This is a genomic window from Streptomyces sp. NPDC002825, from assembly GCF_040295385.1.
Classification (GTDB): domain Bacteria; phylum Actinomycetota; class Actinomycetes; order Streptomycetales; family Streptomycetaceae; genus Streptomyces.
In genome coordinates, this window is record NZ_JBEOVH010000041.1 from 1 (window position 1) to 16,347 (window position 16,347).

General features: G+C 71.1%; 15 protein-coding genes, 1 tRNA gene and 1 pseudogene. 3 read left to right on the forward strand and 14 right to left on the reverse strand.

Features of this window, described 5'->3' with window-relative positions:
• Both ABT041_RS34900 and ABT041_RS34905 read right to left on the reverse strand, forming a co-directional pair.
• On the reverse strand, positions 1-164 hold a 164-nt coding region (locus ABT041_RS34900; RefSeq protein ID WP_351192244.1), incomplete at its 3' end, for a LacI family DNA-binding transcriptional regulator.
• Between the two features lie 97 nt (positions 165-261).
• Positions 262-699: pseudogene (locus tag ABT041_RS34905) on the reverse strand (hypothetical protein); the annotation flags it as partial.
• 58 nt (positions 700-757) lie between these two features.
• Here ABT041_RS34905 and ABT041_RS34910 point away from each other — a divergent pair.
• Positions 758-837: transfer RNA gene (locus ABT041_RS34910), tRNA-OTHER, on the forward strand.
• 55 nt (positions 838-892) lie between these two features.
• Here ABT041_RS34910 and ABT041_RS34915 read toward each other — a convergent pair.
• Positions 893-1,507 carry a TetR/AcrR family transcriptional regulator gene (locus ABT041_RS34915; protein WP_351192161.1) on the reverse strand — a complete coding sequence of 205 codons (615 nt, stop codon included), beginning with the start codon at positions 1,505-1,507 and terminating at the stop codon, positions 893-895.
• 107 nt (positions 1,508-1,614) lie between these two features.
• On the opposite strand from ABT041_RS34915, the gene ABT041_RS34920 reads away from it, so the two are divergent.
• Positions 1,615-2,184, forward strand: a complete 570-nt coding sequence (locus tag ABT041_RS34920) for an ester cyclase (RefSeq protein ID WP_351192163.1) — start codon at positions 1,615-1,617, stop codon at positions 2,182-2,184.
• Between the two features lie 193 nt (positions 2,185-2,377).
• A complete protein-coding gene (locus tag ABT041_RS34925; RefSeq protein WP_351192165.1) occupies positions 2,378-3,139 on the forward strand; it encodes a hypothetical protein in 762 nt (253 codons plus the stop codon).
• A 114-nt stretch (positions 3,140-3,253) separates the two neighbouring features.
• Here the strand turns inward: ABT041_RS34925 and ABT041_RS34930 are convergent, their stop codons facing one another.
• From ABT041_RS34930 to ureA, 11 genes are all read right to left on the reverse strand, one after another.
• Positions 3,254-4,423 carry an agmatine deiminase family protein gene (locus ABT041_RS34930; RefSeq protein ID WP_351192167.1) on the reverse strand — a complete coding sequence of 390 codons (1,170 nt, stop codon included), beginning with the start codon at positions 4,421-4,423 and terminating at the stop codon, positions 3,254-3,256.
• A 59-nt stretch (positions 4,424-4,482) separates the two neighbouring features.
• On the reverse strand, positions 4,483-5,934 hold the full coding sequence (locus tag ABT041_RS34935; RefSeq protein ID WP_351192169.1) for a purine-cytosine permease family protein: 1,452 nt from the start codon (positions 5,932-5,934) through the stop codon (positions 4,483-4,485).
• A 150-nt stretch (positions 5,935-6,084) separates the two neighbouring features.
• Entirely contained in the window at positions 6,085-7,224 is a 1,140-nt protein-coding gene (locus ABT041_RS34940) for an agmatine deiminase family protein (RefSeq protein ID WP_351192171.1), read from the reverse strand.
• Positions 7,225-7,262: 38 nt separating this feature from the next.
• Complete coding sequence (locus tag ABT041_RS34945; protein WP_351192173.1) at positions 7,263-8,060, reverse strand: ABC transporter ATP-binding protein; 798 nt, start codon at positions 8,058-8,060, stop codon at positions 7,263-7,265.
• The gene (locus tag ABT041_RS34950; RefSeq protein WP_351192175.1) at positions 8,053-9,039 is read right to left on the reverse strand and encodes an ABC transporter ATP-binding protein; all 987 of its coding nucleotides are present in this window, start codon (positions 9,037-9,039) and stop codon (positions 8,053-8,055) included. Before ABT041_RS34950 ends, ABT041_RS34945 begins: the two co-directional genes overlap by 8 nt.
• Positions 9,036-9,890, reverse strand: coding sequence for an ABC transporter permease (locus ABT041_RS34955; protein WP_351192176.1), 855 nt, complete (start codon positions 9,888-9,890; stop codon positions 9,036-9,038). The genes ABT041_RS34950 and ABT041_RS34955 overlap by 4 nt, the downstream gene beginning before the upstream one ends.
• Positions 9,887-10,846, reverse strand: a complete 960-nt coding sequence (locus tag ABT041_RS34960; RefSeq protein WP_351192178.1) for an ABC transporter permease — start codon at positions 10,844-10,846, stop codon at positions 9,887-9,889. The genes ABT041_RS34955 and ABT041_RS34960 overlap by 4 nt, the downstream gene beginning before the upstream one ends.
• A complete protein-coding gene (locus tag ABT041_RS34965) occupies positions 10,843-12,519 on the reverse strand; it encodes an ABC transporter substrate-binding protein (RefSeq protein ID WP_351192180.1) in 1,677 nt (558 codons plus the stop codon). The genes ABT041_RS34960 and ABT041_RS34965 overlap by 4 nt, the downstream gene beginning before the upstream one ends.
• A gap of 66 nt (positions 12,520-12,585) precedes the next feature.
• Entirely contained in the window at positions 12,586-13,599 is a 1,014-nt protein-coding gene (locus ABT041_RS34970) for an agmatine deiminase family protein (RefSeq protein WP_351192182.1), read from the reverse strand.
• A 163-nt stretch (positions 13,600-13,762) separates the two neighbouring features.
• Positions 13,763-15,499 carry an urease subunit alpha gene (locus tag ABT041_RS34975; RefSeq protein ID WP_351192184.1) on the reverse strand — a complete coding sequence of 579 codons (1,737 nt, stop codon included), beginning with the start codon at positions 15,497-15,499 and terminating at the stop codon, positions 13,763-13,765.
• Positions 15,496-16,191: an urease subunit gamma gene (ureA, locus tag ABT041_RS34980; protein ID WP_351192186.1), complete on the reverse strand. Its 696-nt coding sequence runs from the start codon at positions 16,189-16,191 to the stop codon at positions 15,496-15,498. Before ureA ends, ABT041_RS34975 begins: the two co-directional genes overlap by 4 nt.
• Positions 16,192-16,347 lie beyond the last annotated feature (156 nt).

Consider the following 16,347-nt stretch of genomic DNA (forward strand, 5'->3'; position numbering starts at 1 on the left):
CGGTAGCCCAGCCTGTCGGCGACCTCGCGGACGTGGCGGCGGGTGGCGTCCGGGAGTCGGCCCTTGCCGTTGAGCGCGTCGGAGACAGTCGTGATCGAGACCCCGGCGGCCGTGGCCACGTCCCGGATGCCTGCCCGGTCAGAACGGTGATCAGCGTGGTTCATAGAGCGTCGAAGGATAGAGGCAAGATCCACCCGCTCGGATCTCCACACCTTCGGCACACGCGGAGTTGACGGTACGTCCGCGGCGGCTCCGCTCGCGTCAGGCCGGCGACCCGCGCTCGGCAAGTGCGTGCGCGAGGAGGAACTCGGTCGCTCCCGCGATGGCCTCGGCGTACGTGCCGTGAAGCGGCTCGGACTCCTCGCTCTGCTGGTCGGCGGCAGTGGCGGTGTACCACCAGGCGTCGGCGTCGGCATCGTGATGCACGACGGCCGTGCCGCCCGCGTAGCTCAGCGGGGTGGACTCCTTCGCGGAGTTCCGCACCACGGCATGGGGCCACTTGAGACGGGCGGACTGGCGCTTGATCCCGCCCCGGGCGGCGCCGAGTTGGGCGTGGTTCGCCCCGCTGCGGCCGGCCACGGTGGCCGCGCTCTCCGCCAGCCGGTCGACGGACAGTTTGGCCTCGCACAGCGCCCGCAGGAGCGCCGGCTGCACATCGGGCGCCGCCATGAGTACGGGGTCGAAGGGCTTACCGGCGGCGTCGGGTCCTCGCTCTATCCCGGTGCGCCCCTTCGCCCCTGCTTGCAGCCCGGCGCAGGCCCTCGTCGTCCAGCGGCCAAGGACACCGGTCGCCGGTTCGCCGGAGCCGGAACCCGGGTTCGAATCCCGGCGAGGGCGTCCCCCGCCAGGGCGCCGCACGCCCTCCGGCCATCGGCCGCCTGGCCGCCCGGACTCAGGGCGTCCGGAGTGTCGCGAGGGCGGTGCGGAGGAGGAACGCTTCGGCGCGGTCCCAGGGCCAGCCGTTCTCCGCGACCAGGGTGCGCCAGCCGCTCGGGCCGAACCAGAACCACAGGAGGTCCGCGGTCTCCTCCTCCCCGAAGGCCGGCGCCGCCACGGTGCGCAGGTGCCGCGCGGTGGCACGGAGGGCAGTGCGGTAGTCGGCCGTGGCACGCTCCCACAGCGCCTCGCCGTCCTCGTGCGAGGGCAGCGCCTTGTGGATCGCCTCGTGCACGGTGAACAGGCCCTCGTTGCCCCTCCGGGTGCCGTGGGCCAGTGCCCCGAGCACGGACTCCAGGTCCCGCTCGGCGAGCACCGCCCGCATCGTCTCCTCGTCGCCGGAGGCTCGTACGGCCGTGTCGACGATCTCGTTGAGGATGTCCCCCTTGCTGCCGGCGCTCGCGAAGACGGCCTTCGACGAGACGCCCGCCTCGGCCGCGATGTCCGCGACGGTCACGCGCCCGTAGCCGCGTTCGGCGAACAGCCGGGTCGCCGACCGGAGGATCAGCGCGCGCGTCTGGGCTGCGGCTTCCTCGCGCCGGGGCGAGACGTACTTGCGTTTGGTCGGCATGGGGTCAGCCTAGCCGTGGAAATGGTCAACCTATTCAATAGGTGGTGTGTAACCTGAATATCGGTCAGGGCGGCGACCCGCCCCATGCGCGAGAGGAACCGAACCCGATGGGAATGTCACCCGAGGACGCGGCCCGCGGACTCTTCACCGTTCTGGCGACCGGCGACGCGGCGCTCGCCGCCGAAGTCGTCCACCAGGACTTCACCAACCGCGAGGCGGTCGTCTCCCCCGCCGCCTGCTCACTGCCCGGGCCCGCGGGCGCGCTGGCGTCGGGAGCCTGGCTGCGCTCCGCCTTCACCGACCTGAGCTTCCCCGTCACCGACCTCGTCCACGACGGCGATCAGGTGTGGATACGGCTGCACATGCGGGGCCGGCACACGGGTCCCTTCGTCCACTACCGCGACGGGGCTCTCCTCCAGGCCATCCCGCCCACCGGGGCCGAGATCGACTCCGAGCAGGTCCACGTCCTGCACCTTCAGGACGGCAAGGTCGTCCGGCACGAGGCGGTCCGCAACGACCTCTCCCTGCTCGGGCAGCTCGGCATCTTTCCTCCCGGCCCCACCGTCCAGCTCATCGACGAGTGGCTCGCGGACGGACGCGCCGCCCGCGCGGCCGCCGAAGTCGCCGAGGCCGCCGAGGGGGCGGCCGCCACTGCCCGCGAGCACGCACGCGGCTGAAGCCGGACCTCGGCGGCGCCGGTCACTCGCATGACGGCGCGGCCGTTCTCCACGCTTCGGACGATCGGGCGACGAAGCACGCGAGAACGGCCGCAGGCCTCCCCCACAAAGCCGTGGCGGCCCGGATGCAGTGCCGGTAAGGTCGCGATCTTCGGCCGTCCGTGGCGGACCGGAGTCCCCGAAGGCGAACGCCATGACGAACCCTCCTCAGCGCCCCGCACGACTGCGCCTCGACGCAGCGCTGGACCGACTCGCCGTCACTTTCCGCGGCATGACCGCCCGCCCCGACGAGTCCAACTGCGACTGCCACTGGGGCAGCGCGGAAGAGGTCGCGCAGCTCAAGACGGCGGACGTGGAGCTGGATCTCGATCTCCTGGAACGCACATGGATGGCCACGGACTGGAAAGACAAGCCGTCCGTGCTGCGCCGGATCCTGCCCCAGCTCGCCTCCACCCTCGTCCACGGCCTCACCAGGCCCGTCTCCGGCATGGAACGGGTCGGGCTGGCCTTCGCTCTCGGCCGGTGGCAGGAGTGGCCCGCCGAGCAGGCCGCCGCGGTGGAGGAATTCCTACGGGCCTGGTGGGCCCACACGCTGTCCGATCCGGATCCCACCGTGGCCGCGCATGAGCTCCTCGTCCTGACCGCCGAGGCCACGGGCACGCTGAGTCCGTGGCTCGACACCTGGGAAGCGCTGCGCGGTCCGGTCCCGGACGGACACCTGGCCGAGATGGCGGACTGCTGGGAGTACGACCTGCTCGGCGACCAACTCCCCTGGAGTGCGTGGGAGAACGGGGAGGAGATGCGCAGCGAGCTGACCGCCTGGCTCGTCCGCCACGCGCCGGCCCGGCTTCGCGCCCCTGGCGTCTCCGAGGATCTGCTGCACCGGATACGGCTGCTCGGCCTCACCGGCCCCGACCGCTGGGAGGACCCGCATTGGCCTGGGCACCGCTACTGATGCGGCGCCCTGCGGTGGAACCTGGACGCGTCACGTTCCAGCACCGCCTGGAAGGCCGATGCCCCTACGCGCCGAACCCGGGTCTCGGAGGCGAGACCCGGGTTCGGCGTTCGTTCAGCGGCTGGGCTCCTGCATCGTGACGCAGTGGGCGCCACCGCCGCCGTTGCCGTAGAGGTTGTCGAGGTTCAGCTGGACGACGGGCCGGCCGTAGGCGGCGGCGATGGCCGACTTGGCCGCCGCGTCCTTGGCGGTGTCGCCGAACTGGGTGGTGATGATCGCCTGGTTGGTCACCGTCCAGTTCATGTAGGAGCTGAGGAAGTCTGCCTGCTTGCCCACCTGGATACGGGGCAGGGTGTCGGGTCCTTCGATCGTGAGGACCTGGAGCCTGCGCCCCCTGGCGTCGGTCGCGTTGACCAGGGTGTCGCGGATGGCCTGGGCGTTGGCCGTCCAGACGTCGGGGCGTACGGCGCCGGCCAACTGCACCATGACCACGCCGGGCCGGATGTAACGGGCGGTTCCGTCGATGTGGCCGTCGGTGACGTCCTGCCCGGTGACGCCGGGCAGCCAGATCATCTTGGAGGCGCCGAAGCGGGACAGCAGCTCCGCCTCGATCTGACTGCGCGTCTTGCCGGGGTTGCGGTTGCTGTTCACCCAGCAGCTCTCGGTGGCCATCAGGGTGCCGTCGCCGTCGTACTCGATGCCGCCGCCCTCACCGACCACGGACGCCTTCGCGAACGGCACGCCGTCGTAGGCGGCGACCTTCTGGGCGACCGTGCGGTCCTTGTCGTAGGCGGAGGCGGGGAGGCCGTAGAAGGTCGTGGCGTTCTCGCCCCAGGCGTTGAAGTTGAGGCCGAAGGCGTCGAGCCCGCCGGCGTCGTCGATGCGGAACAGCGGGCCGGTGTCCCGCATCCAGCAGTCCGAGACGGGGATGGAGCTGATGACCGTGACGGTGGAGCCGCAGGCGGTCCTCGCCTGCGAGGCGGCCGAGGAGCCGTCGGCGCACATGACGACCGGCTCGTACTTGGCGACTTCCCTGGCGAGCTTGGCGATGTCGCTCTGGATCTTGGACAGCAGATTGCCCCAGATCGTGTAGCTGGACGGCCAGGCCATCCAGGTCCGCTTGTGCGACTCGTCCTCGCCGGGCACGCGCCAGGACGCGGCCACGGCGGGCTGGACGCCGCCGAGGACGGGGCCGACCGCGAGGGCGGCCGCGGCAGCTCCGGTGCGGGCGAGGAGGGTTCTGCGGCTGATGCCGGGGCGTTCGCCGTCGTGCTCTGTCTTCACGTGGTGCTCCTTCTCTCAAAGGTTCTGTACGTGCAGGCGCGGTGTGCTCAGCGGATCGCTCAGTGGAGTGGGTCCAGCAGCCCCTCCTCCCGGACCATCCGGCGTTCGGTGGCCAGATCGAGGCTTCGGGCGAAGGCCCAGTAGAGGCCTCCGGCCACGGGCAGGCCGACGAGGATCGAGCAGTCGACGCCGCCGAGGCGCTCCGCGACGGGCCCGACGAAGAGACCGGTGATGACCATGAACGGGGCCATGCAGGCCAGGCCGATCACATAGGCGAGGTTGCCGCGCCAGCCCCATCGGCCGTAGATCCCGTGCGGATTGAAGATCTCCTTGACCACGTACAGGCCGCGCCGGACGAAGAAGAAGTCGACGAGGTTGATGGCGGTCCACGGGATGAAGAGGTACGTGAGGACGACCACCACGTTGGCGAAGAACCAGTTGAACTGGTCGATGCCGACGAGGGTGGAGACCGTGCCGACGGCGGCCAGCATGATCCCGATCGTGGCGACCCGGATGGTCCGGGTCGGCTTGACCGGTCGGAACGAGTCGACGATGGAGATCATCGTGAGGCTGCCGCCGTACTGGTTGATCGCCATGATGGACAGCAGTCCGATCAGCAGGACGACGACCGCGACCGTGCCGAACCCGCCGAACAGCCGGTCGGCAGAGAGCTTCAGGGCGGTGACCGGGTCCGTGCCCTCGGGGGCCGCGGCCGAGACGACGGCGCCGAGGACGAAGACCCAGATCCCGGAGACCGCGCTGGGCAGGTAGGTCCACCAGAAGGTGCTGCGCACGGAGACGTCGGGTCTGAGATAGCGCGAGTAGTCCGAGACGTACGGCGCCCAGCCCAGCTGGAAGCCGGCGACGAAGACGAACACGAGCATGAACGGTGCGAGTTCGAACGGACCCGCGCTCCAGACGCCGTCGGGCAGCCCTCCGCCGAACAGGGCGGACGCGGTGACGGCAGCGGTGATCACGACGAAGGGCCAGGTGAGCCACTTGTTGATCTTGTGGATCCACTCGTATCCGAAGAGCGCGATCACGGTCGCCACCGCGGCGGCGAGGAGGTATCCGAGGGTGTTGGGTATCCCGGTGAGCAGGTTCACTGCCTGGCCGGACAGCAGGGCGTCCGAGGTGTTGAAGGCCACGTAGTTGACCAGGGCGAACACCCACACGGTGAGCGCGGCCCCCAGGTAGCCGAACTGGGGCCGCGACTGCACGAGCTGGGGCAGCCCCAGCTGGGGTCCCTGGGCCGAGTGGAACGCCATGAAGAACGTCCCGAAGAGGGAGCCGAGCACGGTGGCGATCACCGTCCACAGGAGCGTGGCTCCCATGGACAGCGTGACGACGCCGGTCGCGAGTCCGGTGAGGTTGAGACTGCCGACGAACCAGATGGCCCCGACGCTCGACGGTGTGCCGTGCCGTTCCGAGAGGGGCACCCAGTCGATCGAGTGCTGTTCGATGCCCGCGTGCGGCGCGGATCCACGCGTGGACGAGTCAACTGGCCCCATGTGGGCTCCTGTTCAGGGGTGTGTTCATGAAGCCGTACAGCGCTGGGCGACCCGCCGGCGCTGTACGGTGCGCTCACCCTAGGGACTGACTCAAATTTCAGTCAATGACCGGGACGCGGCTCGCTGACGAAAATTTCAGTCACGCGGGCCTCAGGCGACCGGCTGCTGCTGCGTGACGCAGTGGATGCCTCCGCCGCCCGTGCCGAGACGGTCGATGTTCAGCTGCTCGACGTATCGGTCGGGGTAGAGGCGCTGCAGCGTCGTCCGGGCCGCCTCGTCCGCCCTCCGGTCGCCGAACTGGGCGGAGACGACCGCGTCGTTGCAGAGGTAGAAGTTGGCGTACGAGGCGAGGAAGTCCCGGTGGGTGGAGCGGATCCTGTTGTAGTCGGGGCCCTGGAGGCGCATCACGTCCATGGCCCGGCCCTTCGCGGTGGTCGAGGCCGACAGGGTGCTGTACTGCCGGCGGGCGTCGCGGGCGAAGGCGTCGTCGGCGGCGGCGACGGGCATCTGGACGAGGGCCTCCCCGGGCGCGAGGAAGCGGGAGGTCGCGTCCACGTGGTCGTCGGTGATGTCCTGTCCGCGTACGCCGTCGAACCAGACGACCTTCGACGCGCCGTACGCGTCGCACATCGCCGCCTCCAGCTGCCGCTCCGACACCCCGGGGTTCCGGTTGCGGTTCACCAGGCTGCTCCGGGTCGCCATCAGGGTGCCGGCGCCGTCCTGCTCGATGGCTCCGCCCTCGCCGACCAGGTCGGCGGAGGTGAAGGGCACGCCCACATGGGCGGCGATCCGCTCGGCGACGAGGGCGTCCCTGGTGTGGGTCTGCTTGTTGCCCCAGCCGTTGAAGTTGAGGCCCACGGTGTCGAGGCCTCCGTAACCGTCGGTACGGAAGACGGGTCCGGTGTCGCGCATCCAGCAGTCGTCGACGGGGATGGAGCTGATGACGGTGACCGTGGAGCCGCACATCGAGCGGGCCTTCGCGGCGCTCTCCGGGTTGGCGCACAGGACGACGGGTTCGTACCGGGCGATCGTACGGGCGATCAGGGCGATGTCCGCCTGGACGCCGCTCAGCCTGCCGGGCCAGATCGCGGTGCTGTCCGGCCAGGCCATCCACGTACGGGTGTGCCGGACGTCCTCGGCGGGGACCCGGAAGGTGCCGGCGACGGCGCGCGCCTTCTCGGGCAGGGTCGTCGTGAGCGCCGCGCCCGCGGCGGCCGCGCCGGTGGCGACGAGGAACCCTCGCCGGTTCAGGCCCCTGTTCGCGTGCCGGCCGGCGGTTCGTTCGTCCATGGTTGACCTCCTGTGTCAACGGCAGTGGGGGGTTGTGTTCAGAGCGCCCGGCGGGCCGCGGCTATCGCCTCGGGGTCCCAGCCGGGGCGGGGTACGGACTCCAACAGGAGCCTTGTGTAGGCGTGCTGGGGCGCGGCGAGCACCTCGGCCGTGGGGCCGGCTTCGACGACACGGCCCTGGCGCATGACGATGACGTCGTCGGTAACGCACCGGACCACGCCGAGGTCATGGGTGATGAACAGGTAGCCGATCCGGGTCTCCTCGCGGATGTCGGCCAGCAGGTTGAGGATCTGCGCCTGTACGGAGACGTCGAGGGCGGCGACCGCCTCGTCCAGGACGAGGACGGCCGGTTCGACGGCGAGGGCGCGGGCGATGGCGACGCGCTGGCGCTGGCCGCCGGAGAGCTGCCGGGGCCGCGCGTCGGCGGCGCGGGTGCCCAGGCCGACCTGGTCGAGGAGCTCCCGGACGCGCGGGGCGTGGTCGGTGCCGGGGAAGTGCAGGCGCAGGGTCTCGCGCAGGACCTGTTCGACGCTGGTGCGCGGGTCGAGGGACAGGTACGGGTCCTGGAAGACCATCTGGACCTCGCGCGCGCGTGCCAGGCGCCGGGCCCGGCCGCGGTGGCGCGCCTCGCGGGCCTCTCCTCGTACGAGCACCTCGCCGGCGTCGGCCTGTTCCAGACCGACGACGATCCGGGCGGTGGTGGTCTTGCCGGAGCCGGATTCGCCGACGATGCCCAGGGATCCGCCCTCGGGGAGGGCGAAGGACACGTCGTCGACGGCGTGGACGCTCCCGAAGGTGCGGTGGAGTCCGACGGCCTCCAGGACGTTTTCAGGCATCGACGGGGCTCCCTTCGAGTCGTTCGCTGTGGTGACAGGCGGCCTGGTGGTGCGGCAGACCGGGGGCGGACCGGGGCTCGGGCGCCTGCCGGCCGCAGAGCTCGGTGGCGAGGTGGCAGCGGGCGGCGAAGGGGCAGCCGCGCAGCTCCTGGCGGAGGTCGGGCGGCTGGCCGTCGATCGCGTCGAGCCTGCCCCGAGGGGCTTCCAGGCGGGGCGTGGAGGCGAGCAGCGCCGAGGTGTACGGGTGCCGGGGCCGCGCGAAGAGGGCGTCGGCGGGGCCGCTCTCCGCGATCCGGCCGGCGTACATGACGTACACGCGGTCGCTGATGGCCGCGGCGAGGTCGAGGTCGTGGGTGACGAAGAGCAGGCCGGTGCCGAAGCGTGCGCGGAGTCGGGCGAGGAGGGCGACGACCTCGGCCTGGGTGGTGACGTCGAGGGCGGTGGTGGGCTCGTCGGCGAGCAGGAGGGCGGGGTCGCCCATCAGGGCGGCCGCGATCATGACGCGTTGCAGCATGCCGCCGGACACCTGACCGGGGTACTTGCGCAGGGCCGAGTCGTCGAGGCCGACGGCCTGCAGGAGCTCACCGGCGCGGGCGGTGGCGTCCGCCCGGCTCATGCCGACGGTCAGGGTCACGCTCTCGGTGAGGAAGTCGCCGATGCGACGCAGGGGGTTGAGGGCGGTGCGCGGGTCCTGGAAGATCATGGACACCGTGCCGCTGCGCAGGGCGCGCAGCTGGTCGGCGTTCATGGTGAGGACGTCCTCGCCGCGGACCCGGACGGCGCCTTCGACGACGGCGCCGGGTGGCAGCAGGTTCAGGGCGCTGCGTGAGGTGAGGGTCTTCCCTGACCCGGACTCGCCGACGAGGGCGACGGTCTCGCCCGCCGCGACGTGGAGGTCGACGCCGTCGAGGACGGGACGGGCCGTGCCGGGCAGGGTGATGCGCAGCCGTTGGACGTCGAGGGTGTACGTATCGGTCATCGGTCTCTCCTGGCGACGCGGTCGGCCCAGCGCTCTCCGACCACGTTGAAGGCGACGACGGTGAGCACGATGAACGCGCAGGGCAGGATCGCGGACAGCGGGTAGCCGTGCTGGATGGCGGTCTGGCCGTCGAAGACCATGCGGCCCCAGTCGGGGGTGAGCGCGGGGACGCCCAGGCCGAGGAAGGAGAGGCCGGCGAGGTCCATCAGTGCGTAGCCGAAGTTGATGGTGGACTGGGCGAGGACGACGGGGGCGATGTTGGGCAGGATGTGGCGCAGGCTGATCTGGAGGGCCGAGTGCCCCTGGACCTGGTAGGCGCTGACGTAGGGGCGTCTGCGTTCGGCCAGGACGAGGGAGCGGGTGAGCCGGCTGACGTACGGCAGGTAGGCGATGGAGAGGGCGATGACGGGGGCGAGCAGCCCTTCGCCGTAGATCGAGATGATCAGGATGGCGAGCAGCATGCCGGGGAACGCGAAGACGAGTTCGGTGCTGCGGGACAGGACGGAGTCCAGCCAGCCGCCCCGCCAGCCCGCCGCCATGCCGACCGCGACGCCGGCGAGGGTGGAGAAGGCCACGACGCCGAGGGGCCCGAGGAGTGAGGTGCGGGCACCGAGGAGCAGCCGGGAGAGGGTGTCGCGTCCGGCGGCGTCCGCGCCGAGCAGGTGCTCGGAGGAGGGTCCGGCCAGTGCGTTGCCGAGGTCGACGGCGTTGGGGTCGTACGGCACGAGCCAGGGTGCGAGGAGCGCGCCGGCGGTGACGAGGGCGACGAGGCCGAGGCAGACCAGGTGGAGCGGGGACCGGGCGGTGCGGATCTTCGCGAGGCCGGGCCGGCGGGTCAGGACGGCGGTCATACGGAGGAGCTCCTCGATCCGAGGGTGATCCGCGGGTCGACCAGCGGCAGCAGCAGGTCGACGACCAGGTTCACGGTCATGAAGAGAGCGACGATGATCAAGGAGATGGCCTGGACGGTCGGGAAGTCCTTGGTCGTGGTGGACAGTTCGAGGAGCTGTCCGACGCCGCCGATGCTGAAGGCGGTCTCGACGAGGATCGTGCAGACCAGGAGCGTGGAGACGATCAGTCCGCCGGTGGTGAGGACGGTGCCGAGCGAGTTGCGGAACACATGGCGGCGGATGACCTGGCTCTCGGGGACGCCCCGGCTGCGGGCGACGGTGACGTGCTCGCTGTCGAGGGCTTCGGCCATGGCGGAGCGGGTGACGCGGGCGAGCATGCCGATCAGATAGAGCGCGAGGGCGGTCGCCGGGAGGGTGAGGTGCCAGACCTGGTCGAGGAAGCCCTCGCCGGAACCGCTGCTGGGGAACCAGCCGAGGTTGACGGCGAAGAGTCCCTGGAGCAGGACGGCCGCGACGAAGGAGGGGGTGCCGACGGCGAGCGTGGTTCCGACGAGGACGGCCGCGTCGGTCCCGCCGCCGCGCACGGCCGCCACCCAGCCCAGGGCCAGGCCGATCACGACGACCACGGCCAGGGCCATCACGACGAGCAGCAGCGTGGTGGGGAGGCGGTCGGCCAGGAGCCGGGAGACGTCGGTGCGGTAGGTGATGGACCGGCCGAAGTCCCCTTGGACGATGTCGCCGAGCCAGCGGAGGTAGCGGACGAGGAAGGGATCGTCCAGGTGGTACTGGGCGTTGATCGCGGAGAGGGCCTCGGGCGAGGCGGAGCGGCCGGAGAGCAGGAAGGCGGCCGGGTTGCCCGGCGCCAGGTACAGGGCGCCGAAGACCACGAACGACGCACCGAGCAGGGTGGCGGCCATCTCCGCCACCCGGCGTGCGGCGAATCTCAGGAAGTTCACGGGGTGGCCCCCGCGGCCGGTGCGCCGACCTCCGCGGCCCACGGGTAGTACATGTAGGCGATGGTGGTGGGAGCGCCGGTGATCCTCTTGTTGAGGAAGACGGCGGTGGGCCACTCCGCGACCGGGATCCACGGCAGCTGCTCGGCGGCCCGCTTCTGCAGCTCGGCCTCGGTCTTCATCCGCTGGTCCGGCTCGTACGAGGCGGTGGCCTGGTCGACGAGGGCGTCGTAGCCCTTGTCGGTGTAGCCGGCGAAGTTCATGTACGCGCCGGTCTTGAAGTTCTGCAGCAGGTCCAGCGGGTCGGTGATCGACTGGTAGTAGGTGAGCGGGAACATGTCGATGCCCTCGCGCGCCTGGGGGTCGGTGAACAGCGCCGTGAAGGCGTTGGGGGCGATCGTCTTGAGGTTGATCTTCAGACCGATCTGGCTGCCCGCGGCCTGGATCGCGGTGGCGAGGAGGGAGACGTCCTGGCCGATGGAGCTGGTGGCGACGGTCAGGGTCTTGCCGGTGGCGCCGGCCTCCTTGATGAGCGCCTTGGCCTTCTCGATGTCCTGGGCGGCGGGCGGCAGGGCACCGAAGGCGGCCTGCCGGGTCCGCTCCGAGGCTCCGGCCCAGGCGGCACGGGTGGTGAGCGAGCCGGTGACGGTGCCTGCTCCGCCGAGTCCGGCCTTGACGAAGCCGGAGCGGTCGAGGGCCAGGGAGAGCGCCTTGCGCACCCGGAGGTCGCCGAGCGGGCCCGTCATGTTGGTGATGTTGACGTTGACGGTGCTCAGGCCCTCGCCGAAGTACAGGGCGCCGACGCCGCTGTCGCGCAGTCGTCCGTAGCTCTCGGTGGGGATCAGGTAGCCGCCGTCGATCTCGCCGCTGAGCATCGCGTTCGTGCGGGCCGAGGGGTCGGTCAGGACCCGGAAGACGGCCTTCTTCGCCTTGGCCTTCGGACCCCAGTAGCCGTCGAAGCGTGTCAGCTCGATCGACTGGCCCTTGGTCCACGTGCCGAGCTCGAACGGGCCGGTGCAGGCGAGGCCACCGGTGGTGCCGTAGTCCTTGCCCGCCGCCTCGACGCCGGACTTGGAGGCGATCACGCCCGCGGCGGTGGCCATGTACTGGGGGAACTGGGAGTCCGACTTCTTGAGCTTGACGGTGACCTGGAGCGGACCGGTCTTCCGTATGGAGGCGACGTTCTGGAAGGTCTGCGCCCAGGCGGCGGCGTTGTCCGGGTCCGTCTGGCGGCCGAGGCTGTAGACCACGTCGTCGGCGGTCATCACCTTCCCGTCGTGAAAGCGCACCCCCGGGCGCAGGTCGTAGATCCAGGTCATGGGGTCCGGGTTCGACGCCTTCCGCGCCAGGCCGGGCTCCACGGTGAGGCCCGGCGTCCAGCGCATCAGGCTCTCGCACACGTTGGACAGGATCGTGTTCTGCGGGTAGTCGAACGCGACCGTGTAGTCGAGGGTGGGCGGCTCGGCGTAGACGGCCCAGGTGAACGAGTCGATCTCGCCGCGGGCCGGAGGCGTGGAGGCGGAGAGCTTCACCTCGGGGGCGTCGGCACCGGTCGTCTTCGGCGGGCCGGCGCAGGCCGCGAGGGCCGCGAGGGAGGTCAGGGCGGCCGTCGCCACGGCGATCCGTCCACGCGGGTTGCGGGGACGTCTGCTGCCGGCGGGCAGGGTTGGGGTCATCGTCGCGCTCTCATTCCGTGATGTCGGTGCGGGGCTTGGGGTTGGGCCGTAAGGCCCGTCCGCGGTTCAGGCGGTGGCGGGCGCGGCCGGGATCTGCTGCGTGATGCAGTGGACCCCGCCGCCGCCGTACGCGATCGCGGGCGCCCGCACGCCGACGACCTTGCGGCCCGGGTAGGCGGCGGCGATGACCGCGAGCGCATCGTCGTCCTGGGGCACTCCGGCCACCGGGACGACGACGCCGCCGTTGGCCACGTAGTAGTTCAGGTACGAGACCTCGACCTCGCCGCCGGCGATGTCGGCGAACGCCGTCTGCGGGACGTCGAGGATCTCGAACGGCCGCCCCTGGGCGTCGGTCGTGGCCTCGAGTACCGCGCGGTTGGCGCGCATCCGGGCGTAGTCGGGGTGCGCGGGGTCGTCGGGCAGCGAGACGACGACCTTGCCGGGAGCGGCGAAGGCGCACACGCCGTCGACGTGCCCGTCGGTCTCCGTGTCGAGCAGACCTCCGTACGGGAGCCAGACGACCTTGTCCACGCCGAGTTGGGATTTCAGTTCCGTCTCGATCTCGTCCCGCTGCATGCCGGGGTTCCGGTTGGGGTGGAGCAGGCACTGCTCGGTCGTGATCAGGGTGCCTTCGCCGTCGACGGTGATCGCTCCGCCCTCCAGGATCATGTCGGAGGGAATGCGCTCGATGCCCAGGTGCTCCAGGAGGAGGCCGCTGATCCGGTCGTCGGAGTCGTACGGGCTGTGCTTGCGTCCCCAGGCGTTGAAGCGGAAGTCCACTCCGGCGCGGTTGCCGTCGGCGTCGAGGACGAAGAGCGGGGCGGAGTCCCGGAACCAGGAGTCGTCCTGGGCCAGCTCGACGACGGTGATCGCGTGGCCGCACCTCGTGCGCGCCTCCTCCCCGTGGCCGGGCGGCGCGACCATGGTCACGGGCTCGAACGCGGCGATGGCGCGGGCGACGTTCGCGTACTCCTCCTTGACGTCGTCCAGCACGCTGCCCCAGAGGTCCTCCCGGACGGGCCAGGCCATCAGGCATCCTTCGTGCGCGGACCACTCGGCAGGCATACGGAATGCAGTCATCACGGGTCTCTCTTCGTTTCGCCAGAAGCACCCGTCGGCGGCGGCCGGCTCAGCCTGGCGGAGACGCGGGACGGGTACGCGGTGTGAACAGCATCCTCCTCTCGACTGAAAATTCAGTCAAGAGAAGGGACATGGCTTTGAAAAATCGGTCAGCGGAGCTTGATCAGAGGAAGTACAGGCGGCTCAGCGAGACCTGCTGCGCCGGCTGGGAGCGCATCGGATCGCCGTCGAGGGTCACGAGCCCGCTGCGCGGGTCGACGTCCACCTGCCCCAGACGGGCGTTGTGCGGCATGTCGGCGGGGCCGATGCCACGGGTGCCCTGTACGGCCACCCTGCGGCGGCGCGTCGGCATCGCGTCGGCACCGAGACCGGCGGCGGCGCGGCTGACGAAGGCGACGGAGAGCTCGGCCGGGGCGGCCCCGTGGGCGCCGAACAGTGGGCCGAGGACCAGGGGCTCGCAGGTGTCGGTGGCGGCGTTCGGATCGCCCGTGACGCCGTAGGCGGGGAAGCCGGACTTGAGGACCATCTGCGGTTTGGCCCCGAAGAACGGCGGGCGCCAGAGCACGATGTCGGCGAGTTTGCCGATCTCGATGGAGCCCACCTCGTGGGCGAGGCCGTGGGCGATCGCCGGGTTGACGGTGAGTTTGGCGATGTAGCGCAGCACGCGCGCGTTGTCGTCCTGCACACCGTCGCCTTCGAGGGGCCCGAGCTCGGCCTTCATCTTCCCGGCCATGGCGAACGTGCGCCGGATGGTCTCCCCCGCCCGGCCCATGCCCTGCGCGTCGGAGGAGGTGATCCCGATCGCGCCGAGGTCGTGCAGGACGTCCTCCGCCCCCATGGTCCCGGCCCGGATCCGGTCGCGCGCCATGGCGGCGTCGCCCGGGAGGTCCGTCTTGAGCGCATGGACGGAGACGATCATCCCGTAGTGCTCGGCGATGGCGTCGCGCCCGAAGGGCAGGGTGGGGTTGGTGGAGGAGCCGATGACGTTCGGCACGCCCGCCATCTTCAGGACGTTGGGGACGTGCCCGCCGCCGCAGCCCTCGATGTGGAAGGCGTGGATCGTACGGCCTTCCAGGACGCGGAGGGTGTCCTCGACGGACAGGCACTCGTTCAGACCGTCGCTGTGCAGCGCGACCTGGACGTCGTGCTCCTCGGCCACCCGCAGCGCGGTGTCCAGGGCCCGGGTGTGGGCGCCCATGTCCTCGTGGACCTTGAAACCGCAGGCACCGCCCTCGGCCAGGGCCTCCACCAGCGGGGCCTCGTCGGAGGCGGAACCCCGGGCGAGGAAGCCGATGTTGACCGGCCAGGCGTCGAAGGCGCCGAACCCGAGCTTGAGCGCCCACGGGGAGTTCACGCCGACGCCCCAGCTCGGCCCGATCTCCTGGCCGATGATCGTCGTGACGCCGGAGGCGAGGGACGCCTCCATGATCCGCGGGGAGAGCAGGTGGACATGGGTGTCGATCGCCCCGGCGGTGGCGATCAGGCCCTCGCCCGGGACCATCGTGGTCCCGGTGCCGACGACGACGTCGACGCCGTCGAGCGTGTCGGGGTTGCCGGCCCGGCCGATCGCGTGGATCCGGCCCTCGCGGATGCCGATGGACACCTTGCGGATGCCGAGCACCGCGTCGATGACCAGGACGTTGGTGATGACGACGTCGCATGTGTCCCGGACGGCCGCGGCCTTGAGGTGGAGGCCGTCCCGGGCGGTCTTGCCGAACCCCGCGAGGAACTCGTCGCCGTACGCCTGCGAGTCCGCCTCCACCCGTACGACGAGCCCGGAGTCCCCGAGCCGGACCCGGTCCCCCGCACGGGGCCCGTGCACGGTGGCGTACTCGTACGGATCGATGTGCCGGCTGCCGCCGGGCGCGCAGTGGTCGCTGTGTCTGGTGGGCCTGCTCATCGCTCCACCCCTTCCGCTCCGAGATAGCCGCAGGCGGCGGCGCGCTTGAGGGCCTCGGCCTGCGCGCCGGGCGCGTCGAGCGGCCCGTCGACCAGGCCAGCGAAACCGATGGCGATCCGGTCTCCGCCCATCGGCACGAGCCCCACCTCGACGACGGCGCCCGGGTCGAAGCGCGTGGACGACCCGGCCGGGGCCGCGAGCCGCATGCCGTAGGCGGCGGCCCGGTCGAAGTCGAGGCGCGGGTTCGCCTCGAAGAAGTGGAAGTGGGAGGTCACGCTGACCGGGACCGCGGCCGTGTTGCGCACCCGCAGGGTGAGCAGCGGTTCCGGCTCCGGCAGGGTCTCCGTGTGGGGCAGTACGGCCCCGGGGGCGCCGTCGTCGTGCTCCACGTCGCCGAACGGCGCGCTGATGACGGCCAGTCGGGTGCCGTCGTCGAACACGGCCTCGACCTGGATCTCCGTCACGACGTCGGTGACGCCGGGAAGGAGGTCGTCCGGGCCGAGGACACCGCGGCCGCGGTCGACGGCTTCGGCCAGGCGGAGGCCGTCGCGGGCGGCCTCGCACACGGTGTCGGCGATCAGTGCGGTCGCCTCGGGCACGTTGAGCCGCAGCCCGCGCTCCAGGCGGGTCCGGGCGAGCTGGGCGGCGGTGAACAGCAGGAGCCGGTCCCGTTCGGTAGGAGTCAGAGGCATGTCGCCTCCTGACGGAAGGGCCTGGTCATGCGCAGGTGTCCCTTTCCACGAAGTCGGAGGTGGTGGCGAGGCACTCACTGTGGCACTGACTGAAATATCAGTCAAGATTGCGGGCGGCACTGAGGGAGGGAGCGGGCCGTTGGGGTGCCTCAAGGT